The 21,917-nt window shown below is 71.2% G+C and carries 19 protein-coding genes and 3 pseudogenes; 11 read left to right on the top strand and 11 right to left on the bottom strand.

Features of this window, described 5'->3' with window-relative positions; translation table 11 throughout:
- Positions 1-39: 39 nt before the first annotated feature.
- The 6 genes from LMU33_RS30925 to LMU33_RS30900 all read right to left on the bottom strand — a co-directional run bounded on the left by LMU33_RS30925 (position 40) and on the right by LMU33_RS30900 (position 6,548).
- The gene (locus tag LMU33_RS30925) at positions 40-1,029 is read right to left on the bottom strand and encodes a zinc-dependent alcohol dehydrogenase family protein (protein WP_228624048.1); all 990 of its coding nucleotides are present in this window, start codon (positions 1,027-1,029) and stop codon (positions 40-42) included.
- Positions 1,026-1,853, bottom strand: a complete 828-nt coding sequence (locus LMU33_RS30920; RefSeq protein WP_228624046.1) for a carbohydrate ABC transporter permease — start codon at positions 1,851-1,853, stop codon at positions 1,026-1,028. Before LMU33_RS30920 ends, LMU33_RS30925 begins: the two co-directional genes overlap by 4 nt.
- Positions 1,850-2,785 (bottom strand): carbohydrate ABC transporter permease, encoded by a 936-nt coding sequence (locus tag LMU33_RS30915; RefSeq protein ID WP_228624044.1) that lies wholly within the window; start codon positions 2,783-2,785, stop codon positions 1,850-1,852. The genes LMU33_RS30920 and LMU33_RS30915 overlap by 4 nt, the downstream gene beginning before the upstream one ends.
- Positions 2,782-4,146: an ABC transporter substrate-binding protein gene (locus LMU33_RS30910; protein WP_228624042.1), complete on the bottom strand. Its 1,365-nt coding sequence runs from the start codon at positions 4,144-4,146 to the stop codon at positions 2,782-2,784. Before LMU33_RS30910 ends, LMU33_RS30915 begins: the two co-directional genes overlap by 4 nt.
- 77 nt (positions 4,147-4,223) lie before the next feature.
- Positions 4,224-4,994 (bottom strand): DeoR/GlpR family DNA-binding transcription regulator, encoded by a 771-nt coding sequence (locus tag LMU33_RS30905; RefSeq protein WP_228624040.1) that lies wholly within the window; start codon positions 4,992-4,994, stop codon positions 4,224-4,226.
- Between the two features lie 744 nt (positions 4,995-5,738).
- Complete coding sequence (locus LMU33_RS30900; RefSeq protein WP_228624039.1) at positions 5,739-6,548, bottom strand: NAD-dependent epimerase/dehydratase family protein; 810 nt, start codon at positions 6,546-6,548, stop codon at positions 5,739-5,741.
- A 228-nt stretch (positions 6,549-6,776) separates the two neighbouring features.
- Here LMU33_RS30900 and LMU33_RS30895 point away from each other — a divergent pair, with 228 nt between their 5' ends.
- On the top strand, positions 6,777-7,718 hold the full coding sequence (locus LMU33_RS30895; protein WP_228624037.1) for a 5-dehydro-4-deoxyglucarate dehydratase: 942 nt from the start codon (positions 6,777-6,779) through the stop codon (positions 7,716-7,718).
- A 66-nt stretch (positions 7,719-7,784) separates the two neighbouring features.
- The gene (locus tag LMU33_RS30890; RefSeq protein WP_228624035.1) at positions 7,785-8,948 is read left to right on the top strand and encodes a hypothetical protein; all 1,164 of its coding nucleotides are present in this window, start codon (positions 7,785-7,787) and stop codon (positions 8,946-8,948) included.
- Here LMU33_RS30890 and LMU33_RS30885 read toward each other — a convergent pair.
- Positions 8,885-10,117 (bottom strand): MFS transporter, encoded by a 1,233-nt coding sequence (locus LMU33_RS30885; protein ID WP_228624034.1) that lies wholly within the window; start codon positions 10,115-10,117, stop codon positions 8,885-8,887. The two genes, LMU33_RS30890 and LMU33_RS30885, sit on opposite strands and share 64 nt — an antisense overlap.
- A 146-nt stretch (positions 10,118-10,263) precedes the next feature.
- Between LMU33_RS30885 and LMU33_RS30880 the strand changes: the two are divergent.
- The 7 genes and pseudogenes from LMU33_RS30880 to LMU33_RS30850 all read left to right on the top strand — a co-directional run.
- Positions 10,264-10,707 (top strand): annotated as a pseudogene (locus LMU33_RS30880) (DUF6010 family protein); the annotation flags it as partial.
- Positions 10,708-10,710: 3 nt separating this feature from the next.
- The gene (locus LMU33_RS30875; protein WP_228624032.1) at positions 10,711-11,295 is read left to right on the top strand and encodes a TIGR03086 family metal-binding protein; all 585 of its coding nucleotides are present in this window, start codon (positions 10,711-10,713) and stop codon (positions 11,293-11,295) included.
- A gap of 334 nt (positions 11,296-11,629) precedes the next feature.
- A complete protein-coding gene (locus LMU33_RS30870; protein WP_228624030.1) occupies positions 11,630-12,391 on the top strand; it encodes an MBL fold metallo-hydrolase in 762 nt (253 codons plus the stop codon).
- Between the two features lie 121 nt (positions 12,392-12,512).
- Positions 12,513-13,160, top strand: a complete 648-nt coding sequence (locus LMU33_RS30865; protein ID WP_228624029.1) for a GntR family transcriptional regulator — start codon at positions 12,513-12,515, stop codon at positions 13,158-13,160.
- Entirely contained in the window at positions 13,157-14,068 is a 912-nt protein-coding gene (locus tag LMU33_RS30860) for a dihydrodipicolinate synthase family protein (RefSeq protein ID WP_228624027.1), read from the top strand. Before LMU33_RS30865 ends, LMU33_RS30860 begins: the two co-directional genes overlap by 4 nt.
- Positions 14,056-15,789, top strand: a complete 1,734-nt coding sequence (gene araD, locus LMU33_RS30855) for an L-arabinonate dehydratase (protein WP_228624025.1) — start codon at positions 14,056-14,058, stop codon at positions 15,787-15,789. The genes LMU33_RS30860 and araD overlap by 13 nt, the downstream gene beginning before the upstream one ends.
- Positions 15,790-15,875: 86 nt before the next feature.
- Positions 15,876-16,244 (top strand): annotated as a pseudogene (locus tag LMU33_RS30850) (carbohydrate ABC transporter permease); the annotation flags it as partial.
- A gap of 160 nt (positions 16,245-16,404) precedes the next feature.
- On the opposite strand, the gene LMU33_RS30840 reads toward LMU33_RS30850, so the two are convergent.
- Both LMU33_RS30840 and LMU33_RS30835 read right to left on the bottom strand, forming a co-directional pair.
- Positions 16,405-16,887: a hypothetical protein gene (locus LMU33_RS30840; protein ID WP_228624023.1), complete on the bottom strand. Its 483-nt coding sequence runs from the start codon at positions 16,885-16,887 to the stop codon at positions 16,405-16,407.
- A 19-nt stretch (positions 16,888-16,906) separates the two neighbouring features.
- Complete coding sequence (locus tag LMU33_RS30835; RefSeq protein ID WP_228624021.1) at positions 16,907-17,389, bottom strand: hypothetical protein; 483 nt, start codon at positions 17,387-17,389, stop codon at positions 16,907-16,909.
- Positions 17,390-17,497: 108 nt separating this feature from the next.
- Here LMU33_RS30835 and LMU33_RS30830 point away from each other — a divergent pair, with 108 nt between their 5' ends.
- Positions 17,498-18,295: an HAD family acid phosphatase gene (locus tag LMU33_RS30830; RefSeq protein ID WP_228624019.1), complete on the top strand. Its 798-nt coding sequence runs from the start codon at positions 17,498-17,500 to the stop codon at positions 18,293-18,295.
- A gap of 210 nt (positions 18,296-18,505) precedes the next feature.
- On the opposite strand, the pseudogene LMU33_RS30825 reads toward LMU33_RS30830, so the two are convergent.
- Positions 18,506-18,862: pseudogene (locus LMU33_RS30825) on the bottom strand (SigE family RNA polymerase sigma factor); the annotation flags it as partial.
- A 169-nt stretch (positions 18,863-19,031) separates the two neighbouring features.
- Between LMU33_RS30825 and LMU33_RS30820 the strand changes: the two are divergent.
- Positions 19,032-20,429 carry an NCS2 family permease gene (locus tag LMU33_RS30820; protein WP_228624017.1) on the top strand — a complete coding sequence of 466 codons (1,398 nt, stop codon included), beginning with the start codon at positions 19,032-19,034 and terminating at the stop codon, positions 20,427-20,429.
- Positions 20,430-20,436: 7 nt separating this feature from the next.
- Here LMU33_RS30820 and LMU33_RS30815 read toward each other — a convergent pair whose 3' ends face one another.
- A complete protein-coding gene (locus LMU33_RS30815; RefSeq protein WP_228624015.1) occupies positions 20,437-21,891 on the bottom strand; it encodes a peptidoglycan D,D-transpeptidase FtsI family protein in 1,455 nt (484 codons plus the stop codon).
- Between the last annotated feature and the right edge of the window lie 26 nt (positions 21,892-21,917).

Raw genomic sequence — 21,917 nt, 5'->3', positions numbered from 1 at the left:
CTTACCCGCAGAAACCCGTCGAACGGCCCGCCGAACGGCCTACGGCACCACCACGATCTTCCGCCCCACCCCCGCCGCGAACTGCTCCAGTGCCTGCGGGTAACGCGCCAGCGGGATCCGGTCGCTGATGAACACCTGCGGGTCCAGCACCCCGTTCGCGAACAGCTCGGCCGCCCGCTCGAAGCTGTGCAGCACCGCCATGGAGCCGGTGATGGTGATCTCCTGGTTGTAGATGCGGTACGGGTCGATCGTCACCCGGGTCGCGTAGTCGGCCACCCCGAACTGCAGGAACGTACCCGCCTTCGCCACCCGGCCCAGGCCGTCCTGGATCGCCGCCGCGTTGCCGGTCGCGTCCACGACGACGTCCCAGCCCTGCGGGCGGTCCAGTTCGTCGGCGTTCGCCGCCGACGCCGAGACGCCCAGCCGTACGGCCGTCTCCAGGCGCGCCGGGTTCACGTCCACCACGTCCACGCGGGCCGCGCCGGTCCGCTTGGCGAGCTCCAGCATCATCAGGCCCATCGTGCCCGAGCCGTAGATCAGGACGTGTGCGCCCAGGCGGGACTGCAGGACGTCGTAGCCGCGCACCGCGCAGGACAGCGGCTCGACCAGGGCCGCGTCCTCGGTGCGCACGTGGTCCGGCAGCTTCACGCAGTTCGCCACCGGCGCGACGGCGTACTGCGCCGCTCCGCCCGCCGTGGTCACGCCGATCGCGGCCCACCGCTCGCACAGGTTGTTGTGGCCGGTACGGCAGTAACGGCACTCGTAGCAGTACAGGGAGGGGTCCACGGCCACCCGGTCGCCGACCGCCACCTCGGTGACCCGGGTGCCGATGCCGACCACCTCGCCCGCGAACTCGTGGCCGGGGACGATCGGCAGCTTGGGCGCGAACTCGCCCTGGAGGATGTGCAGGTCGGTGCCGCACAGGCCGCAGGCGGCCACTTCCACGACGACCTCGCGCGGGCCGGGCGTCGGGTCCGGCACCTCGGCGACGACGGCGCGGCCCACGGACTCGATGACGGCGGCCTTCATTTCACGGCTCCCAACGACAGGCCCTGGACGAGCTTGTCCTGGGCGGCGAACCCCGCGGCGAGCACCGGCAGGGAGACGACGAGCGACGCGGCGCACACCTTGGCCAGGAACAGGCCCTGGCTGGTGATGAAGCCGGTCAGGAAGACGGGGGCGGTCTCGGCGACCACGCCCGTGAGGACTCGGGCGAAGAGAAGTTCGTTCCAGCTGAAGATGAAGCAGATCAGTGCGGTGGCGGCGATGCCGGGCAGGGCGATGGGGGCGACCACGCGCGCGAGGACGGTCGGCAGCCGGGCGCCGTCGATCTGCGCCGCCTCGATCACCGCCACCGGGACCTCGGCGAGGAACGACTGCATCATCCACACCGCGATCGGCAGGTTCATGGAGGTGTAGAGGATGACCAGCAGCCAGATGTTGTCGAGCATCCCGGTGTTCTTCGCGAACAGGTAGATCGGCAGCAGACCGGCCACCACCGGCAGCATCTTCGTGGACAGGAAGAAGAACAGGACGTCGGTCCACTTGCGCACCCGCCGGATGGACAGCGCGTACGCCGCCGGCAGGGCGAGGAGCAGCACGCAGACCGTCGACACCACGGACGCCACCGTGGAGTTGATCAGCGCCGGCCAGGGGCTCGCGCCGCCGCCCGATCCGAAGAACTCGCGGTAGCCGTCGAGGGTCAGCGAGGCGGCGAAGGACGGCGGGTTGGTCGCCGCGTCCGCCTCGGAGTGGAAGGACGTCAGCGCCATCCAGGCGATGGGCAGGAAGAACACGATCCCGACGAGCCAGGCGACGAGACCCAGGCCGTTGCGGCGGAGCACGGCGTTCATGCGCGGGACACCTCCTCGCGGAACAGGGACGACACCACGCGCAGGGCGAAGGTCGCGATGATGATCGAGCCGATGACCACCAGGACGCCGGCGGCCGAGGCGAGGCCGTTCTCGTGGGCCTGGTAGAAGCTCTGGTAGACGGTGTAGGGCAGGTTGGCGGTGCCGAGTCCGCCGGACGTGATCGTGAAGACCGCGTCGAAGTTCTGGACGATGTAGATCGAGCCCAGCAGGGCGCCGAGTTCGAGGTAGCGGCGCAGGTGCGGGAGCGTCAGATGACGGAAGACCTGCCAGTCGTTCGCGCCGTCGACCCGGGCGGCCTCGATCTGCTCGGGGTCACGGCTCTGCAGCCCGGCGAGCAGGATCAGCATCATGAACGGCGTCCACTGCCACACCAGGGAGGCCTCGACGGCGAGCAGCGGGGTGTTGGAGATCCAGTCGGGCTGTGGGCCTCCCACATAGTGCAACAACCCGTTCAACAGGCCGTATTCAGGGTTGTAGAGCACGTGCTTCCAGAGGAGGGCCGCGGCCACCGGCACCACCAGGAAGGGCGCGATGAGGAGGGTGCGGACGATGCCCCGGCCCCGGAACTTCCGGTTCAGCAGCAGCGCCAGCGCCAGCCCCAGGACCAGGCTGACCAGCACCACTGTCACCGTGAGCAGCACGGTCGTCCAGACCGAGTGGCGCAGGTCCGCGTCGGTCAGGACCTGTCGGTAGTTGTCCAGGCCGGTGAAGTGCCGGGCCTTGGGATAGAGGGCGTTCCAGTCGAAGAGGGAGATCACCAGCGTGGCCACGAACGGCAGCTGGGTCACCACCACCATGAAGACGAGGGCGGGCATGAGCGGGGCCCGGGTGGCCCAGGCGCGCAGGCGGGCGGAGGGCTGCCGCGTGGCGCGTACCGGTGCGGTCGCAAGGGGTGCTGTCGTCGCGGTCATCGTCCCTCGTACTCCTTGGAGATCTTCTCGGCGAGCGCCTGCGAGTTCTTCAGGGCCGAGTCGACGGACTGGCGTCCGGCGATGGCCGCGCTGATCTCCTGGGAGACCTTGGTGCCGAGGTCGGTGAACTCGGGGATGTCGACGAACTGGATGCCGGGCGCCGGACGCGGCTGCACGCCGGGATCACTGGGACGGGCGCTCTCGATGGCCTGTTTCGTCATGTCCTGGAAGGCGGCGGCCGAAGCGCGGTAGTCGGCGTTGGTGTACGTCGACGCCCGTTTGCCCGCCGGTACGTTCGGCCAGCCGCTGGTCCGGCCGACCAGCTGCTCGTACCCCTTGCCGGACGCCCAGGACACGAACTTCCAGGCCTTGTCCGGATTGCGGGAGGCCTTCTGGATGCCCCAGGCCCAGGTGTAGAGCCAGCCGGAGGACGGGGTCTTCTCCACGGGGGCGGGGGCGTAGCCGAGTTTGCCCTGGACGGGGGAGTCCTTCGCCTCCAGCAGGCCGGCCGCGGACGTGGCGTCGTACCACATGGCGACCTTGCCCTGGGTCATGTCGTTGAGGCACTCGGCGAAGCCGGACTGGGCGGCGCCGGACTCGCCGTGCTTTCGGACCAGGTCGACATAGAACTTCGTCGCCTTCTCGAACTTGGGGGAGTCCAGGTGCGCCTTCCAGTTCTTGTCGAACCAGGTGCCGCCGAAGGTGTTCACCACCGTGGTCAGCGGCGCGATCATCTCGCCCCAGCCGGGCAGGCCGCGCAGACAGATGCCCTTCATGCCGGGCCTGGCGCCGTCCACCTGTGCGGCGAGGTCGGCGACCTGCTGCCAGGTGGGGTGGGCCGGCATGGTCAGGCCCTTCGCCGCGAACACGTCCTTGCGGTACATCAGGAAGGACGACTCGCCGTAGAAGGGCTGGCCGTAGAGCCTGCCGTCGGAGGCGGTCAGGGACTGGCGCATGGGGCCAAGGACGTCCTGTTCGTCGTACGACGGGTCCTTGGCGACGTACGAGTTCATCTCGTGCAGCCAGCCGTTGCGGGCGTAGATCGGTATCTCGTAGTTGCTCAGGGTCGCCACGTCGTACTGGCCGGCCTGGTTGGCGAAGTCCTGGCTGATCTTGTCGCGGACGTCGTTCTCGGGCAGGACCGTGAAGTTGACCTTGATGCCGGTCTCTTCGGTGAAGCGGGGGGCGAGCTTCTGCAGCTCGGTCATCTGGGGGTTGTTGACCATCAACACGTTGATGGAGTCGCCGCCACCGGTCCCGCCCGCGCCGACCCAGCAGCCGGAGAGCAGCGGGGAGAGCAGCGTCCCTGCGGCGGCCATGACGAGCGTGGCTCGCGGCCTCCGTCGGCTCTGGGTTCGCATGGATCGCTCCTGAAGATATCGGGATATAAAGGGCACTTGGCGGTGTGGAACGCCTCTAGGGGGAGTGAGTTGGACTTTCAGACCCGGATGACCTGCGGGCCCAGCAGGGAGTAGCGGTGGGCCTCGGCGGCCGGGAGCTGGGTGCTCGTCACGATCGCCTCCAGCGCGCCGACCTCGGCGAACCGGCAGAAGCTGACCGCGCCGAACTTGGTGTGCACGCCCGCGAAGACGGTGCGGCGCGCGGCCCGTATCGCCTGCGCCTTGACCTCGCTGACCGCCGGGTCGGGGGTGGTGAGGCCATGCTCGCGGGAGATGCCGTTGGCGCCGATGTAGGCGAGGTCGATGACGAAGCCGGCGAGCATCTTCGTCGTCCAGTGGTCGACGGTGGCCAGCGTGCCGGCCCGGACCCGGCCGCCGAGGAGCAGGACCTGGATCTGCTCGGCCTCCGCCAGGGCGCCCGCGACCGGCAGGGATGCGGTGACCACGGTCAGTGCCCGCTCGGCGGGCAGGGCCTCGGCGATGAGCTGCGGGGTGAAGCCCTCGTCCACGAAGACCGTCTCCGCGTCCCCGAGCAGCTCGGCCGCGGCGGCCGCGATCCGGCGCTTCTCGGGGACGTGGCTGGTGGCGCGGAAGGCGAGCGTCGTCTCGAAGCCGGCGCTCTCCACCGGATAGGCGCCGCCGTGCGTACGGCGGACCAGCCCGTGGTCCTCCAGGGCGCGCAGATCGCGCCGGATGGTCTCCTTGGCCACGCCCAGCTCGGCGGCGAGCGCGGTGACGTCGACCGATCCGGTGGCGCGCGCGGCCCGCACGATCGCGCGCTGGCGTTCTTCCGCCGTCCCTGTGCTCATCCCCTCACCCACCTTCCCGCGGAACTGCCCGTTCGGGCCCTTGGGGGAAGTTCTACAGCGGCCGTGCGGCAGTGGCCAGGCCTGTTGCGGGCCCGATACTGCCCGTTTGCGCCCGTTTACCGAGGGCGGTGCCCGGCGCGGACCTGCGCGGCCGTGCCCGGCGGGGTGGGAGCGGGCGCCGTGGATGCCCGAACACGGCGGCGGGCGGGCCCGTTCGGTGCCCGCCCGCGTGCGCGGACGATCGTTTTGAGCCGCCCGAGCTATTCCGGCCGGAGTCCTTCCGGGCCCTCCCGCCCCGGCCCCGGCTCCGGCTCCGTGCTGCGCGGTGGCCGGGTCGCAGTCGTCGCCGCCGGGGGCGGCCGGCTGCCGGGGGTGCCGCGGGTGTGGCCGACGCGCCGGCCGTCCTCCTCAGGGCGTGCGGGCCGGTGGGGCTGCCGTGTGTCCGGGCCCGGTGGCCTTCGCCGGAGGGGCCACGGCGGGTACGGCCGGGAGGGAGGCGCCGGGGCTGCGGGCCGTGCGGGCGCCGCCGGTGGTGTCCGGCCGACGGTGTTCGCCGGGAGGCGGCTGCTGGGCGGCCCGGCTCGGCGCAGTGGCGAGGCGGGGTTCGTCGGTGTCCCGGGTGCGCCGGTGGCCGCCGTGGGGACCGGCCCCGGCGTGGCGGCAGCCGGGGCCGTCAGGGTTGCCCCGGCCGGCCGCGTGGTGCGGCGTCCGGGTAGGGGTGCGCCTTCCCGCGGCCGGCGGAACTCAGTACGGCCAGACCGGCGGGTCGTTCACGAAGTGCCCGCCCAGGTGGCTGTGCGCCGGGTTGTCGGGGTCCAGCTCGCCCTGCTCGGCGATCAGCTTCTCGGCGTACGGCTCGGAGTCGTCCTGCGGCTCGTAGCCGAGCGCCCGCGCGGTGGCCAGGTCCCACCACAGCCGGGTGTTGGCGGAGGAGCCGTAGACGACGGTGTGGCCGACCTCCTCGGCGGTCAGGGCCGCGTGGAAGAGGCGGGCGCCGTCGGCGGGGCTCATCCACACCGAGAGCATGCGCACGCTGGTCGGCTCCGGGAAGCAGGAGCCGATGCGCACGGACACGGTCTCCAGGCCGTGCTTGTCCCAGTACAGCTGGGCGAGGTCCTCGCCGAAGGACTTGGACAGGCCGTAGAAGGTGTCCGGGCGGCGCGGGGTGTCGACCGGGATCGGCGGCTCGCCCGGGCGCGGGGCCGGGGTGAAGCCGACGGCGTGGTTGGAGGAGGCGAAGACGATCCGGGGCACGCCCTCCTGGCGGGCGGCCTCGTAGAGGTTGTAGGTGCCCTCGATGTTGGACTTCAGGATCTTCTCGAAGGGGGCCTCCAGGGAGATGCCCGCCAGGTGCAGGACCGCGTCCACGCCCCGTACGGCCTCGCGCAGGGCCGCCGTGTCGGTGAGGTCGGCGGTGATCGCGTCCGGCGCGTCCTCGATGGGGCGCACGTCGAACAGGCGCAGCGTGTAGCCGTACTCCGGCAGCAGGGACCGCATCAGGGTGCCGAGCCCGCCGGCGGCGCCGGTGAGCAGAACGGTGCGGGGAGCTGGCATCCTCGGTTCTCCTTGTGGCCGATATTCACATACGTGGACACGCTAGAGAGTTTCGACGCGCACCGTCAAGTGTTGCGTGGAGTCGGCGAATTCGCTCCGGGTGTTGCGAGTTTGCCTGCTTGACCTGCCACAAGAAGCGCCCTTAGCGTGGTCGCGTTCAGAAATATGGACGTGGATCAGAAACATGCACCCGTGAAACATGCACCGGCGTGTCCCAAGGGAGAGCCCGTGACGCCAGCCCCTCTCACCGAACGGCTCCGCGAACCGAGCGGGCCGCTCTTCTTCCCCGTCACGGCCTACGGCCCGGACGGCTCGCTGGACCTCGATGTCTACCGCACCCACGTCCGCCGCGGCGTCGCCGCCGGTGCCGCCGCCGTGTTCGCCTGCTGCGGCACCGGGGAGTTCCACGCGCTGCTGCCGGAGGAGTTCGAGGCCTGCGTCCGGGCGGCCGTGGAGGCGGCCGAGGGACGTGTCCCGGTCGTCGCGGGCGCCGGCTACGGCACCGCGCTCGCCGTCCGCTACGCCCGTCTCGCCGGGCAGGCCGGCGCCGACGGCCTCCTCGCCATGCCGCCGTACCTCGTGCTCGCCGGTCAGGAGGGCCTGCTGCGGCACTACCGGGAGGTCGCCGCGGCCACCGGGCTGCCGGTGATCGTCTACCAGCGGGACAACGCCGTCTTCACCCCGCGGACGGTGGCCGAACTCGCCCGCACCGACGGGATCATCGGCCTCAAGGACGGCCTGGGCGACCTGGACCTGATGCAGCGGATCATCAGCACCGTACGCACCGAAGTCCCCGGCGACTTCCTGTACTTCAACGGCCTGCCCACCGCCGAGCAGACCCAGCTCGCCTATCACGCCCTCGGCGTCACCCTGTACTCCTCGGCCGTCTTCTGCTTCGCCCCCGAGATCGCCCTCGCCTACCACCGGGCCCTGACCGCGGGCGACACGGCGACCCTGCGGCGCCTCCTGGACGGCTTCTACCGCCCGTTCGTGGAACTGCGCGCCCAGGGCCGCGGCTACGCCGTCTCGCTCGTCAAGGCGGGCGTACGGCTGCGCGGCCTGGACGTCGGCGAGGTCCGGCCCCCGCTGCACGAGCCGGCGGAGGACCATGTCAAACAGCTCGCCCAGCTGATCGAGCGGGGCTGCGCGCTGCTGGAGGAGGACGCGTGAGCGAGCGTCGGTACGGCTCGAAGGGGGACGCGTGAGCGAGCGTCCGTGCGGCTCGAAGGAGGGCGCGTGAAGGCGTCGGCGTTCGTCTACCCCTGGGACGTGGGCGGGGACCCGGAGGCCCCCGCGCGCATCGCCGGGCTCGGCGTGGAACAGGTGACCCTCGCCGCCGCCTACCACTCCACCCGCGCCCTGACCCCCCGCCACCCCCGCCACCGCATCGTCACCGCCGAGTACGCGGCCGTCCTCTATCCGCCGGGCGAGCGCTGGGCGGGCCGGGGCCTGAGGCCGTACCCCGCCGGCCGCTGGGCCCCCGGCGACGCCTACGGCGAGGCGGCGGCCGCTCTGGCCGCGGCGGGCCTCGAGGTGCACACCTGGGTCGTCCTCGCGCACAACTCCCGCCTGGGCGCCGAACACCCGGACACCTCGGTGGTCAACGCCTACGGCGACCACTACCCCTGGGCGCCCTGCATCGCCCAGCCCGCCACGCGCGCGTACCTGGTCGACCTGGCCGCCGAGGCCGCCGTACGCCCCGGCGCGCAGGGCACCGAACTGGAGTCCGCCGGCTGGTACGGGCTCCAGCACCTGCACGCCCACGACAAGACCGGCGGTGTCGGTCTCGGTGAGGCCGGGCAGTACCTGATGTCCCTGTGCTTCTGCCCGTCCTGCCGCGCCGGCTACGGCGAACAGGGCCTGGATCCCGAGGAGCTGGCCGCTTCCGTGCGGGCCGCGCTGGAGCCGCTGTGGCGGAGCGCGGCGGGCGACGAGGGCTGGCCGACGGTGGAGAAGCTGCTCGGCGAGGAGAAGGCGGCCCGCACGCGCGCGTGGCGCGACGAGGTCGCCGGTACGCTCCAGGAGCAGGCCGTCGCCGCCGTGCGCGCCGCCGCACCGGCCGGCTTCCAGGTCCTGCTGCACGCCGACCCGGTCTCCTACCACTGCGGCGCCAACGCCGGCGTCGACCCCGCCCGCGTCCTCGCCGTCGCCGACGGCGTGGTGGTGCCCTGCACCGGCGGTACGGCCCTGCTGGCGCCCTTCGCCGAAGCGGCCCGGGAGGGGACGGTGCTGGCCGCCAACCTCACCGTCGTCTCCGGCATGGGCGGCAGCCCCGGCACACTCGCGGCGGACGCGGCACGCGCGCGTGCGCAGGGCGCGAACGAACTGCGGCTCTATCACGCCGGGTTGGCGTCGGACTCGGACCTCGCCTCGGTGCGCGAGGCGCTGCCGGCGCGCTGAGCCAGGCAAGCCGCCGTCCCGAGCAGCGCGAGGCCGTACAGCGGCAACAGCAGTGCCGGGGAGGCCAGTTCGACCAGGGCCGCGCCTACGGCCAGTCCGACGGCGTTGGGGGTGAAGACCAGGGTGCCGGCGGTGGCCGTCGCCCGTCCGAGCAGCGGGCCGGGCGTCTGCTGCTGCACGGCGGTGAAGACCGCGACGAGCACGCAGGGCAGGCCGAGACCGGCCGCCGCGGACGACACGAGGGCCACCGGGTCCGACGGCACGGCACGGGCGGCCACCGCGAGTGCCGTCAGCGCGATCCCCGCCGCCGCGAACCGGCGCGCACCGAGCCGCCGCAGCGCGGCGCCCGAGACGAGCCCGGCCGCCACCGAACCGGCGCCCTGGACGGCGTACAGCACGCCCGTGTACGCGGGGGAGTGGCCGAGCCGGTCGACGACGGCGTACAGCGTCGTGCCGCACAGGGAGGTGAAAAGCATCGTCGTACCGCCCGCCCGGACCAGCGGGCGCAGTTCCGGGTGACCCCACAGGTGCCGGACGCCCTCCGCGGTCTCCTCGCGCCAACTGCCGCCGGACCGGACCGGCCGTTCCTCGCGCACCCGCAGCAGGGCGTACAACCCGGCGGCGACCACGAAGGTGCCCGCGTCCAGGCAGGCGACGGCCGGGCCGCCGAAGGCCGTGTACAGGCCCGCGCCGGTCAGCGGGGCGACGAGCTTCATGCCCTCGGTGACGGCCATGCGCAGCCCGTTGAAGCCGCCCAGGCGGTCCGGGCCGATCGCCGAGGTCACCAGGGCGGACTCGGCCGCGTCGTGGACGACCTCGGCGGCGCCGTAGACCAGCAGCACGGTGAAGAGCAGCCACAGGCCGCCCGGAGAGTCCACGGTGCACACAGTGAGCAGCAGGGCCGCCAGGCCCGCGTTCAGAGCCACCAGCAGGGGCTTGCGCCGCACCCGGTCGGCGATCGTGCCCAGCGGCGGGCCGGCCACGGTGGGGGCCCACGTGGCGAACATGCACAGCGCGGCCAGGCCGTCGGATCCGGTGAGGTCCTTCACCCACACACCCGATGCCAGAAACAGCGCGGAGTTGCCGAAGCCCGACACCACCACCGCCGCCAGATACAGCCCCGCGTTGCGCCCGCGCAGCACGCGGAGCAGGGTCCAGGAAGTCGTCATGCCTGCTCATCGTGGGTCTAAGGCGGGTGGGCGCGGATCGGTAAGGTGCCTTGTCCGGCAGGGCCGGCGGACGGCGGCAATCCGTCGGAACCTGTCGGTAATGCCCCTGGGGCGCGCGCCCGCCCGAACCTACCGTCGGCGCCACGCGCTACCTCGCCCCGATCCTGATCGGTCTCGTCTACGTCCTGTCGATGTCCCTCGTCCCGGAGCCGCACCGGCGCCGCCTGAACGCGGTCATGGTGGCCGGCGCGGGCGCCGCCTATCTCAGTGGCGGAGGGCTGGGCGGCTGGGAGTTCGTGTTCACCGCGGTGGCCACCTGGGTGGCGTACAAGGGACTGGACTCCTGGGCCTGGATCGGCGGCGGCTGGCTGCTGCACACGGCCTGGGACGTCGTGCACCACCTCAAGGGGCACCCGATCATCCCCTTCGCCCACGACTCCTCGTTCGGCTGCGCGCTGTGCGATCCGGTGATCGCGGTGTGGTGCCTGGGCGGCGGACGATCGCCGTGGGAGCGGCTGCGGGGCACCGATGAGTTTTCGGGAGCCGGCCGGTCAGTACTTCGCAGGAGGAGCGCAACCGTGAAGGAGTGAGGCATGAACATGGTCGACCTCGGGCCGCAGACCCGGATCCTGGCGCGGCTCGCCGAGTCCGTGGCCGACGAGCAACTGACCGCACCCACACCGTGCCCGGACCTGGCGGTGCGGAGTCTGCTGGGCCACATCCAGATGCTGTCGGTGGCCTTCCGCGACGCCGCTCGCAAGGACCTCGGTACGACCACCGACACCAATCCGACCGCCGCCGTACCGGACATCGGCCCCGGCTGGCGCGCGGAGCTGCCCAAGGCCCTGGACGAACTGGCCGACGCCTGGCGCGAGCCGGCCGCCTGGACCGGGACGACCCGCGCGGGCGGGGTGAACCTGCCGGGCGAGGTCGCCGGCGCCGTCGTCGCCGACGAACTGGTCATCCACGGCTGGGACCTGGCCCGCGCCATCGGCCGGCCCTACGCTCCCGACCCCGCGGCGCTGGACTCGGCCCACGGCTTCCTGCTCGCGGCCGCCGAGGACCCGAACCGCGGCGGCGGCCTCTTCGGCCCGGTCGTCCCGGTGCCGCCGGAGGCACCCCTGCTGGACCGGGCGGTGGGCCTGAGCGGGCGGAATCCGGGATGGCGCCCGGAGTGAGAACAACGCCGGCTGCCGACCGCGGTGTCGGACGAGCGTGCCGCGCAAGCTCAGGTCCCTCGCTCCCCGACACGCGCGAGGCCCGGTACCTGAAGGCCGGAGGGTTCGAAGCTGCCGCCGGGTGAGAGGTGTACCCGGCTGAAGCACGTCCCGGCCGGTGACGAGGAGGTGCTCAGTCCGGCCGACGCGCATCCGGGAACCCCCGAACGGTCACTACCGCACCCCCTACGAGGCCCAGGCCGCCCAGTACTTCCCCGTACCGGGCGCCTGACGCCCCGGTTCCGCTTGCCCGAGTGGGCCGAAGCGGAACCCACGGCCGTCGTACTCTCCCCCCATGCCACTCACCCTCACCGTCCTCGGCACCGCCTCCCCGCACCCCGGCCCCGAGCGGCCCTGCTCCGGGTACCTGTTGTCCGGCGGGGGTGCCGAGGTGTGGGTGGACGCGGGGCCCGGCACGTTCGCCGCGTTGCAGCGGCACACGGACCCCGCACGGCTCACCGCGATCTGGATCTCCCACCTGCACGCCGACCACAGCGCCGACCTGCTGCCCGCCGCCTACGCCTTCGCCTTCGGCGGGATGACCCCGGCCGCGCCCATCCCGGTGTACGCGCCGCAGGACTGCGCCCGCCGGCTGGTCGGCTTCTTCGGGCGGGCGGACGTCGCCTTCCTCAAGGGCGTCTTCGACTTCCGGGCCCTGTACGACGGCCATGACGTCCGGCACTGGAACCTCCGCCTCACCGCACGCGCCGTCGCCCACGACACCGAGGCGTACGGGCTGCGCGCCGAATGCCAGGGGAGCGTGCTCGCCTACTCCGGGGACAGCGGGCCGTGTGCCGCGCTGGGCGAACTCGCCTCCCGCGCCGACCTGTTCCTGTGCGAGGCGGACATCGACACGCATCGCGACGGCGAACACCGGGAGCAGGTCCATCTGACGCCCGAGGACGCGGGGCGGATCGCCCATGCGGCGCGCGTCCGCGAGCTGCTGGTCACCCATGTCGGACCCACGCTCACCCGTGAGGCGGCCACCGCCCGGGCCGCGGCGGCCTCCGGCCGGCCCACCCGCACCGCCGTCGAGGGTGCCGTCCACACCGTCTGACCGCAGCTCTGCCTTCTTTTGTCATAGACATTGACGAAACACGGGCCCCCTCCTACCTTCGACCGCGTCGTACTTCGTACGTCATATATGAGACGCGATATGTGAGATCCGAGAGGGCCGCATGACCTCTGTGCCCACCCCGATCCCGTCCCGCACGCAGTACGTTCTGGACGCGATCAAACACCGCATCCTGACCGGGCAGCTGGCTCCTGGTCAGGCCCTGGTCGAGACGGAGCTGGCCGCGCAGTTCGGGGTGTCCAAGACCCCGGTGCGGGAGGCGCTGAAGACGCTCGCCGGGACCGGGCTCGTGGTGATGAGCCAGTACAAGGGCGTCACGGTGCGCATGGTGGACGCGGACATGGCACGCGAGGTCTACGACGTGCGGCTGCTGCTGGAACCCGAGGCACTGAGAAGAACCGTCGGGCGGGGGGCCTCCCTCGGCGCCGCGCGCGACGCGCTGAACCGGGCCGATGCCGCCCACGACACCGCCGAACGGTCGCTCGCCAACCGGGAGTTCCACCGCGCCCTCTACCTGCCGTGCGGCAACCCGCTGCTCGGCCGGATGCTGGACGAGGTCCGCGACCAGGCCGCACTGGTCTCCGCCGTCGCCTGGGCCGCCGAGCCCTCCTGGGAGCGGGAGGCCGCCGAGCACCGGGAGATCCTCCGACTCGCGCTCGACGGCGACGCCGACGGCGCGGCGAGCGCCCTGCACGCCCACATCGCCTCCTTCGTCCGGCGCGCGTTCCCCGCAGAGGAAGGTCATTCATGAGCAGCGTGACGTTCGAGACCCAACGGGCGGCCCTGGCCGACGTGGTGGCCATCCCGGTGACCCCCTTCGCCGCGGACGGCTCCGTCGACACCGGCACCCACCGGGCCCTGCTGCGTCGCCTGCTCGACGGCGGGATCCGCACCCTCACCCCCAACGGCAACACCGGCGAGTTCTACGCCCTCACCCCCGAAGAGCGCCGCCTGGTCACCGAGTTGACGACCGAGGAGGCCGGCGACCGTGCCGCGGTCCTCGTCGGCGTCGGCCACGACCTGCCCACGGCCATCGCCTCCGCCCGGCACGCCCGCGACCTCGGCGCCCCGATGGTCATGGTCCACCAGCCCGTCCACCCGTACGTCTCGGCGGCCGGCTGGGTCGACTACCACCGCGCCATCGCCGAGGCCGTGCCCGGGCTGGGCGTGGTGCCGTACATCCGCAACGCGCAGCTGCCCGGCGCCCGGCTCGCCGAACTCGCCGACCACTGCCCGAACGTCATCGGTGTGAAGTACGCCGTACCCGACGCCGCGCGGTTCGCCGCCTTCGCCCGGGACGCGGGCCTCGACCGCTTCGTCTGGGTCGCCGGTCTCGCCGAGCCGTACGCCCCCTCCTACTTCTCCGCGGGCGCCACCGGCTTCACCTCCGGACTCGTGAACGTGGCCCCGGCCGTTTCGCTGAACATGGTTGAAGCGCTTCGATCCGGCGACTATCCGGCCGCCATGAAGATCTGGGAGCAGATCCGCCGCTTCGAGGAACTCCGCGCCGCGCACGGCTCCGCGAACAACGTCACCGTCGTCAAGGAAGCCCTGGCCGCGCTCGGCCTGTGCCGCCGCGACGTCCGCCCGCCGAGCAGACCGCTTCCCGAGGACGAGCGCGCCGAGGTCGCCGCCATCGCCGCCGGATGGTCCATATGAGCGGCTCTGCGAAGAAGCTGAGAAGCCATCAGTGGTACGGGACCGACGGGCTGCGGTCGTTCAGTCACCGCGCGCGGACCCGGCAGCTCGGGTATCTGCCCGAGGAGCACCTGGGCAAGCCCGTGATCGCCGTGCTCAACACGTGGTCCGACATCAACCCGTGCCATGTGCACCTGCGGGACCGCGCCCAGGCGGTGAAGCGGGGCGTGTGGCAGGCGGGCGGGTTTCCGCTGGAGTTCCCGGTCTCGACGCTGAGCGAGACCTTCCAGAAGCCGACGCCGATGCTCTACCGGAACCTGCTGGCGATGGAGACCGAGGAGCTGCTGCGCTCCTATCCGGTGGACGGGGCCGTGCTGATGGGCGGGTGCGACAAGTCCACGCCCGCACTGCTGATGGGTGCGGCCAGCGCCGATCTGCCCGCCGTCTTCGTGCCCGCCGGGCCCATGCTGCCGGGGCACTGGCGGGGCGAGGTGCTCGGGTCCGGCACGGACATGTGGAAGTACTGGGACGACAGGCGGGCCGGTCTCATCGGCGACTGTGAGATGACCGAGCTGGAGAGCGGGCTCGCGCGCTCCCCGGGGCACTGCATGACCATGGGTACGGCGTCCACGCTGACCGCCGCCGCCGAGGCCCTCGGCGTGACCGTGCCGGGCGCGTCGAGCATTCCCGCCGTCGACTCCGGACACGACCGGATGGCGGCCAGGGCCGGGATGACGGCCGTGGAGCTGGTGCGCAGCGACCGGAGGCTGTCGCGGATCCTCACGCGTGAGGCCTTCGAGGACGCGGTCACCACGGTGCTGGGCCTCGGCGGCTCCACCAACGCCGTGATCCACTTGATCGCCATGGCCGGCCGGGCCGGGGTGAAGCTCACCCTGGACGACTTCGACCGCATCGCCCGGACCGTGCCCGTCCTCGCCAACGTCCGCCCCGGCGGCCGGAAGTACCTCATGGAGGACTTCCACTTCGCGGGCGGCCTGCCCGGCTTCCTGTCCCGGATCACCGACCTGCTCCACCTGGACCGGCCGACGGTGTCCTACGACACCCTGCGCGAGCAGCTGGAAGGCGCGCAGGTGCACCACGACGACGTCATCCGTCCGCGCGACAACCCGGTCGCGAGCGAGGGCGGGGTCGCCGTCCTGCGCGGCAACCTCTGCCCGGACGGCGCGGTCATCAAGCACATCGCGGCCGAACCCCGCCTGCTGAAGCACACCGGCCCGGCCGTCGTCTTCGACGACTACAGGACCATGCAGCGCACCATCGACGACCCCGCGCTCGGCATCACCGCCGACAGCGTGCTGGTGCTGCGGGGCGTCGGACCCAAGGGCGGCCCCGGCATGCCCGAGTACGGCATGCTCCCCATCCCCGACCACCTGCTCAGGCAGGGCGTGCGGGACATGGTCCGGATCTCCGACGCCCGGATGAGCGGCACGAGTTACGGCGCCTGCGTGCTGCACGTCGCCCCGGAGTCGTACGTCGGCGGACCCCTGGCCCTCGTGCGCACCGGTGACCTCATCACCCTGGACGTCGAGGCCCGCAGCCTCCGTCTCCACGTGGACGACGCGGAGCTGGAGCGCAGGCGCGCCGCGTGGACCCCGCCGCCCGCCCGGTACGAGCGCGGTTACGGCGTCCTCCACAACGGCCAGATCACGCAGGCCGACACCGGCTGCGACTTCGAGTTCCTGGCCCGGCCGGGCCACGTGCCGGACCCCTACGCCGGCTGATCCACGCATCGAGAGGTGAAGCGCGTCACCCATGCGTATGCGGCAAGCGCTTCCTGTGCCCGCTGTAACAGCCCCAAGCCGCAGCCGTGGCGGAACCGCCCGCGCCACCCCGGCGGCGCCGTGCCTCCGCGACCCCGCGCAGGCTGCCGTACCTGCTGATCGCCCCGGCGGCCCTGCTGGGCTTCATCGCCTGCCCGGTGCTCAGCGTCTTCTACTACAGCCTGGAGAACTACAGCCCGACCAAGCCGTGGCGGAACGGTTTCGCGGGTCTCGGCAACTTCACGCAGATCTTCGCCCACGACCCCCGGTTCCGGGACACGCTGACCTTCAGCGCCAAGTGGGTCGTGGTCGAGGCCGGCCTGCAGCCGCTGTTCGGCCTGGCGCCGGCGCTCATCGTCAACCAGACCCTCGCCGGGCGGGCGCTGGGCCGCGCGCTGGTCTTCTCCCCGTGGGCGGGCAACGACTGGGACTCCGGCGTCAGCGCCCCCTCCATCATCTCCACCGACGTCACGGCGACATACGGCGCCCGCAAGCCGGACGGCTCCCTGCCGGACACGACGTTCCTGACGACGGGGAGCAACGACGACCGGCGCGACGATGAACCGACGCCCGGGATCAGCGCGGGCTGCCCCACTCGGCCCGGAGATCCTGGCACCGGACGGTGATCGAGGCGTCGGTGAGTGCGATCTCGTGCACACAGCCACCCCCCTCGACACCGTCCTCGCCGGCTTCTTCCTCAGGGAGGATCTCGTCGAGCAGCACGGTGTCGACGCGCAACCAGTCGATCGCATGGTGGTGGTCGATGGAGAAGTGCCGCACGCCCGAGTAGCTGATGCGCAGCCCCGAGTCGTGCTTGAACCGGTTCGGCGCGAACTCCAGCACCAGCCGCCCGCTCTTGTCGGTCGCCGGATGGATCCCGGCCAGCTCCAGATCCTTCACGCAGCGGACGGCGCCGGGGATGTCGTAGTGCCCCGGCTCGGAGGCGAACGCCCAGGCACCCGGCGGAAGAACGCCACGCAGGCGGGGCAGTTCGGCGAGGTAGGCGGTGGGGTCGACGAAGAATCCGTGGTCCTGCCAGTGCGTCCTGACGAATCTCATGTCCTCGATCCTCTCCGCCTCACTCGACCGTCACCGTGACAAGACCGGGCTCCGGCAGCTCCGTCGGAGCGTCGTCGCCGTACCAGGCGAACTCGAGCGCGGACAGCCTTCCGCCGCTCACCCAGACGAGCAGCTCGCCGATGAACTCCCCGGAGCCGTTCCGCACCCTGCCGACGACCGGAAGAAGGCCGTCGGCGACCGGTGCCGCCGGGAGCCACTCCGGCACGACCAGATCCACACTCGGAGACCCTTCTCCCCAGCGCCTCGTGACGCGAGCTTCGGCGACCTGCGCCCTGAGCTCGTTCGCACCGGGAATGTCCACGGTGAGCAGCTTGCCGAGGACACGCTGGGTCAACCCGCGGGCCGGCGGCTGCCGGCGGAGCAGCGCGGGGATGGTGGCGTGCTCGGTGCAGACGTCGCACAGAGCGCCGTCCGCGGCGGAGTCCTCCGGCCGGTACCCGGGTTCGTTCTCCCGGTGCCCTTGCCCGTGCGCGCTGATCACGCAGAACACTGTATCGATCGGATAACAGGCCTCCCAGCGCAGGTTGTTATGCGCGTAGATGGTCCCTGACCTGGTACATCACTCTCATCCACCAGATCCGGAGAATCCATGCGGAAGTCCCACAGAGTCGTTGCCGCCGGTGCGGCCTGTGCTCTCGCCGGTGTCGCGCTGTACGGCGCGGGCGTGGCCACCGCCGGGCAGTCGACGGCGAACTCCACCCACGAGCCTTACAACATCGGGCAGTTGGTGAAGGACATCGACACCTACTACGGCACCCACGCCGACAGCAACGGCGTCTATCAGGCGTCCCCGGACAGCCCGTACGCCCAGGACCTGGCCGGCATCGACGCCGACGCCAAGCGCTATATCGACAAGGCGGCCCGCAAGGCGCACCGTCACGGTGAGAAGCCGGCCGTCGTCTTCGACGTCGACGACACGCTGCTGCTCAGCCTCGACTACGAGAAGCGCTACAACTACACGTACAACCCCACCACGTGGAACGACTACGTGAACCGCGCCGACCGCCCGGCCGTCTTCGGCAGCCCCGAGCTGGTCCAGTACGCCGAGTCCAAGGGCGTGGAGGTCTTCTACAACTCCGGCCTGAGCGAGGCCCAGCGCGCCGCCGCGGTCGCGAACCTGAAGAAGGTCGGCGCCGATGTGAACCTCGACACGGACCACATGTTCCTCAAGGACAAGGCCAACCCGCCGGCCTACCTGAGCGACTGTGCCACCCCGACGGCCTGGAACTGCACGACCGTGCAGTACAAGTCCGGGACGCGCAAGCACATCGAGGACGACCTGGGGTACGAGATCATCGCCAACTTCGGCGACCAGTACTCGGACCTCGACGGCGGCTACGCCGACCGCACGTACAAGCTGCCGAACCCGACGTACTTCGTCAGCTGAGCGCCGACCGTACGTCCTGAGCAGCCGCTCGTACCCGGCCCCCGTCACCGGCGGCACCATGCCGTGGCGGGGGCCGGCCACTGGCCGGTCCAGTGCGCCGGGCCGATGGGCTCCCGGACCGTTCGGCTGTTTTCACGAGAGTCCGGCAGCCGTGACTCACGAGTCACCCGCCCGAGCCGCCGTGCGCGGCAAAGTCACCGGTCACCGTGTAGACACGCCCGCCGGCAGTACAGCGCAGTCCTTCTCCGACAGGTCGAACGCATGCCGGAGCACCACACACGCCCGTTTGCGGAACGGCAGTCTGCGCAGCGCCTCCTGTACGTCCACGACTCCGGCCACGTCCGGGTTCTCGGTCCTCTCCTCGCGGTGCGGCCAGAACAGCGCGATCCTGCGGCGTTCGCGCACCGCGCTGCGGATCCGGGTGCGGGCCAGCGCGTCCGCCGCCAGGTCGTCGGCGGCGTCCGTGTCCCCGGTCAACAGGGCGGCCGGACGGGAGAGTTCGGTGTGGTGCCGTTCGAAGAAGGCGTGGAACTCCACGGAGGCGGCGTCGTCGACGACCGTACCCACGGGTGACCTCCTCTCGGTGCGGCTCCGGGAGTGACTGTACGGAGGGCCGGACAACGTGTGGTCCACCGAACCGGATTCCGTAACACAGGGAAAACCTGAAACAGGTTGAACGGGGGAACAATCCAGCCAGCATCCGCAAGCCGATCACCAGGTCACGAGGAGTGGCACCATGTCAGTGGACCGGTACTTCAGGGTCTCCGAGCGGGGATCCACCTTCGGCCGGGAGATACGCGGCGGCTTCGCCACGTTCTTCACCATGGCCTACATCCTTGTCCTGAACCCGATCATCCTGGGCAGCGCCAAGGACAAGTTCGGGCACACGCTGGACACCGGCCAACTCGTCACCGCCACCGCGTTGGTGGCGTGTGTGATGACGATCGTCATGGGCGTCGGCGGCAACCTCCCGCTGGCCATCGCCGCCGGCCTCGGCCTCAACGCCGTCGTCGCCTTCCAGCTGGCCCCGCTGATGAGCTGGCCCGACGCGATGGGCCTGGTGGTCCTGGAGGGCCTCCTCATCTGCCTCCTGGTCCTCACCGGACTGCGGCAGGCCATCATGAACGCGATCCCGCAGCAGCTGAAGCAGGCCATCGGCGTCGGCATCGGCCTGTTCATCGCCTTCATCGGCTTCGTCGACGCCGGGTTCGTCAGCCGCATCCCGGACGCCGCGCACACCACCGTGCCCGTCCAACTGGGCGCCGTCGGACGCCTGACCGGCTGGCCCGTGCTCGTCTTCTGTCTCGGCGTGCTGCTGACCGTCGCGCTCATCGCCCGGAAGGTGAAGGGCGCGATCCTCATCAGCATCGTGACGATGACCGTCGTCGCGATCATCGTCAACGCCGTCGCCGACATCAAGAGCTGGGGCCTGACCACGCCCAAGGTCCCCGACAAGATCGTCGCCGCACCGGACTTCGGGCTCATCGGTCACTTCAGCCTGTTCGGCGGCTTCGCCAAGGCCGGCGTCCTCACCGCCGTCCTGCTGGTCTTCACCCTCGTCCTGTCCGACTTCTTCGACGCCATGGGCACGATCGTCGGCATCAGCGCCGAGGCCGGACTGCTGGACGAGAAGGGGCAGGTGCCCGGCATCGGCCGGGTGCTGTTCATCGACGGCGCCGCGGCCGCCGTCGGCGGTCTCGGCTCCGCCTCCTCCAACACCGCCTACATCGAGTCCGCGGCCGGCGTCGGCGAGGGCGCCCGCACCGGCCTCGCCAACCTCGTCACCGGCGGCCTGTTCGGCCTCGCCCTCTTCCTCACCCCGCTGCTCACCATCGTCCCGCTCCAGGCGGCGGCGCCCGCGCTGATCGCCGTGGGCTTCCTGATGATGACCCACGTCAAGCACATCGACTGGGACCGGTACGACATCGCCGTCCCGGCGTTCCTCACCATCGCGGCGATGCCGTTCACCTACTCCATCACCGACGGGATCGGGGCCGGTTTCCTGTCCTACGTCGTCATCAAGGCGGTGCTGGGCAAAGCGCGGGAGGTCAACTGGCTGTTGTGGGCCGTGTCGGCGCTGTTCCTCGTGTACTTCGCGATCGACCCGGTCGAGCAGATTCTCGGGGTGAAGTGAGGGCAGCTCACTTCAGCGCCGCCTGCATCATCGCCTTCGCCACCGGCGCCGCCAGACCGTTACCGCTCACCTCCGACCTCGCCGCGTCCGACTGCTCCACCATCACGGCGACAGCCACTTCCTTGCCGCTGGTGTCGGACTTGGCGAAGGACGTGAACCAGGCGTACGGCGTCTTGCTGTTGTTCTCGCCGTGCTGGGCGGTGCCGGTCTTGCCGCCGACGGTGGCGCCGTCGATCAGGGCGTTCGTGCCGGTGCCGTCCTTGACCACCGTCTCCATGGCCGACTGGAGCTGTTCGGCCGTGGAGGAGCTGACGATCTCCTTGGCGTCCGCGCTGTCGTCGTAGTTCTGCAGCACATCACCGCCACTGTCGGTGATCTGCGACACCAGATGCGGCGAGACCAGCTTGCCGCCGTTGGCTATGGCCGCGGACACCATGGCCATCTGCAGCGGGGTCGCGGTGACGTCGAACTGGCCGATGCCGGAATACGCGGTCTGCGGCTGGTCCATGCCGGAGGGGTACACGCTGGCGTAGGCCCGCACCGGCACGTCCTGCTTGTCGTCGTTGAAGCCGAACTTCTCGGCCATCGCCTTCACCTTGTCCTGGCCGAGCTGGACGGCCATGTGACCGAAGACGTTGTTGCAGGAGTACTGCAGGGCGACGCGGATGGAGGCGTTCTTGCACGGCGCCGAGCTGTTCTCGTTCACCAGGACGTGCGTCGTGCCCGGCGGGGTGTAGGGGGCCGGGCTGTCGGTCCGCTCGTCCACGTTCTTGTACAGCCCGTCCTCCAGCGCGGCCGCCGCCACGACCAGCTTGAAGGTCGAGCCCGGCGGCAGCGGCTGGCGCAGCGCGCGGTTGGTGAGCGGCTTGTCCTTGTCCGCGTTGAGCTGCTTCCAGGCCGAGCCGGCCGTGTTGGCGTCGGTCAGCGCGGAGGGGTCGTACGACGGTGTGGACACCGCCGCGAGGATCTTGCCGGTCTTCGGGTCGATCGCGACGGCGCCGCCCTTCTTGCCGCCGAGCGCGCGGTAGGCCGCCTTCTGCACGTCCGGGTCGATCGTGCTGAGCACGTTGCCCGGGTCGGCGCGTTTGCCGGTGAGCGTGTCCAGCACGGTCTTCAGCCGGTTGTCCGTGCCGTTGAGCAGGTCCTTGTAGATGCCCTCCAGCTGGGTGGGGGCATAGGCCTGCGAGGCGTAGCCCGTCACCGCCGCGTAGAGCCTGCCGTCCGTGTACGTCCGTTTGTACGCGAGGTCGCTCCCCTTGGTCCGGGTGGAACCGGTGATCGCGTTCCCGGCCACGATGATGTTCCCGAGCGGCCGCGAGTACGTCTGGATCGCGTTGCGCCGGTTGTCGTTGTCGTCCGCGAGGGCCTTGCCGTCGTAGAACTGCACCCAGGTCGCCCTGACCAGCAGAGCGAGCACGAGCAGCAGCGCGAAGACGGACGCCCGCCTGATCGTCTTGTTCATCCCGCTCCGAAGACGATCGGGACGGG

The organism is Streptomyces barringtoniae (genome assembly GCF_020819595.1).
Lineage (GTDB): Bacteria > Actinomycetota > Actinomycetes > Streptomycetales > Streptomycetaceae > Streptomyces > Streptomyces barringtoniae.
The sequence above is the reverse complement of the archived record's forward strand: the minus strand, read 5'-3'. Positions and strand labels throughout refer to the sequence as shown.

Coding starts and splice junctions, on each gene's coding strand:
- LMU33_RS30815 (WP_228624015.1), bottom strand. CDS start 21,891: ATGAACAAGACGATCAGGCGGGCGTCCGTCTTCGCGCTGCTGCTCGTG.
- LMU33_RS30840 (WP_228624023.1), bottom strand. CDS start 16,887: ATGAGATTCGTCAGGACGCACTGGCAGGACCACGGATTCTTCGTCGAC.
- LMU33_RS30820 (WP_228624017.1), top strand. CDS start 19,032: ATGTCAGTGGACCGGTACTTCAGGGTCTCCGAGCGGGGATCCACCTTC.
- LMU33_RS30875 (WP_228624032.1), top strand. CDS start 10,711: ATGAACATGGTCGACCTCGGGCCGCAGACCCGGATCCTGGCGCGGCTC.
- LMU33_RS30860 (WP_228624027.1), top strand. CDS start 13,157: ATGAGCAGCGTGACGTTCGAGACCCAACGGGCGGCCCTGGCCGACGTG.
- LMU33_RS30920 (WP_228624046.1), bottom strand. CDS start 1,853: ATGAACGCCGTGCTCCGCCGCAACGGCCTGGGTCTCGTCGCCTGGCTC.
- LMU33_RS30910 (WP_228624042.1), bottom strand. CDS start 4,146: ATGCGAACCCAGAGCCGACGGAGGCCGCGAGCCACGCTCGTCATGGCC.
- LMU33_RS30925 (WP_228624048.1), bottom strand. CDS start 1,029: ATGAAGGCCGCCGTCATCGAGTCCGTGGGCCGCGCCGTCGTCGCCGAG.
- LMU33_RS30885 (WP_228624034.1), bottom strand. CDS start 10,117: ATGACGACTTCCTGGACCCTGCTCCGCGTGCTGCGCGGGCGCAACGCG.
- LMU33_RS30905 (WP_228624040.1), bottom strand. CDS start 4,994: ATGAGCACAGGGACGGCGGAAGAACGCCAGCGCGCGATCGTGCGGGCC.
- araD (WP_228624025.1), top strand. CDS start 14,056: ATGGTCCATATGAGCGGCTCTGCGAAGAAGCTGAGAAGCCATCAGTGG.
- LMU33_RS30900 (WP_228624039.1), bottom strand. CDS start 6,548: ATGCCAGCTCCCCGCACCGTTCTGCTCACCGGCGCCGCCGGCGGGCTC.
- LMU33_RS30870 (WP_228624030.1), top strand. CDS start 11,630: ATGCCACTCACCCTCACCGTCCTCGGCACCGCCTCCCCGCACCCCGGC.
- LMU33_RS30830 (WP_228624019.1), top strand. CDS start 17,498: ATGCGGAAGTCCCACAGAGTCGTTGCCGCCGGTGCGGCCTGTGCTCTC.
- LMU33_RS30915 (WP_228624044.1), bottom strand. CDS start 2,785: ATGACCGCGACGACAGCACCCCTTGCGACCGCACCGGTACGCGCCACG.
- LMU33_RS30865 (WP_228624029.1), top strand. CDS start 12,513: ATGACCTCTGTGCCCACCCCGATCCCGTCCCGCACGCAGTACGTTCTG.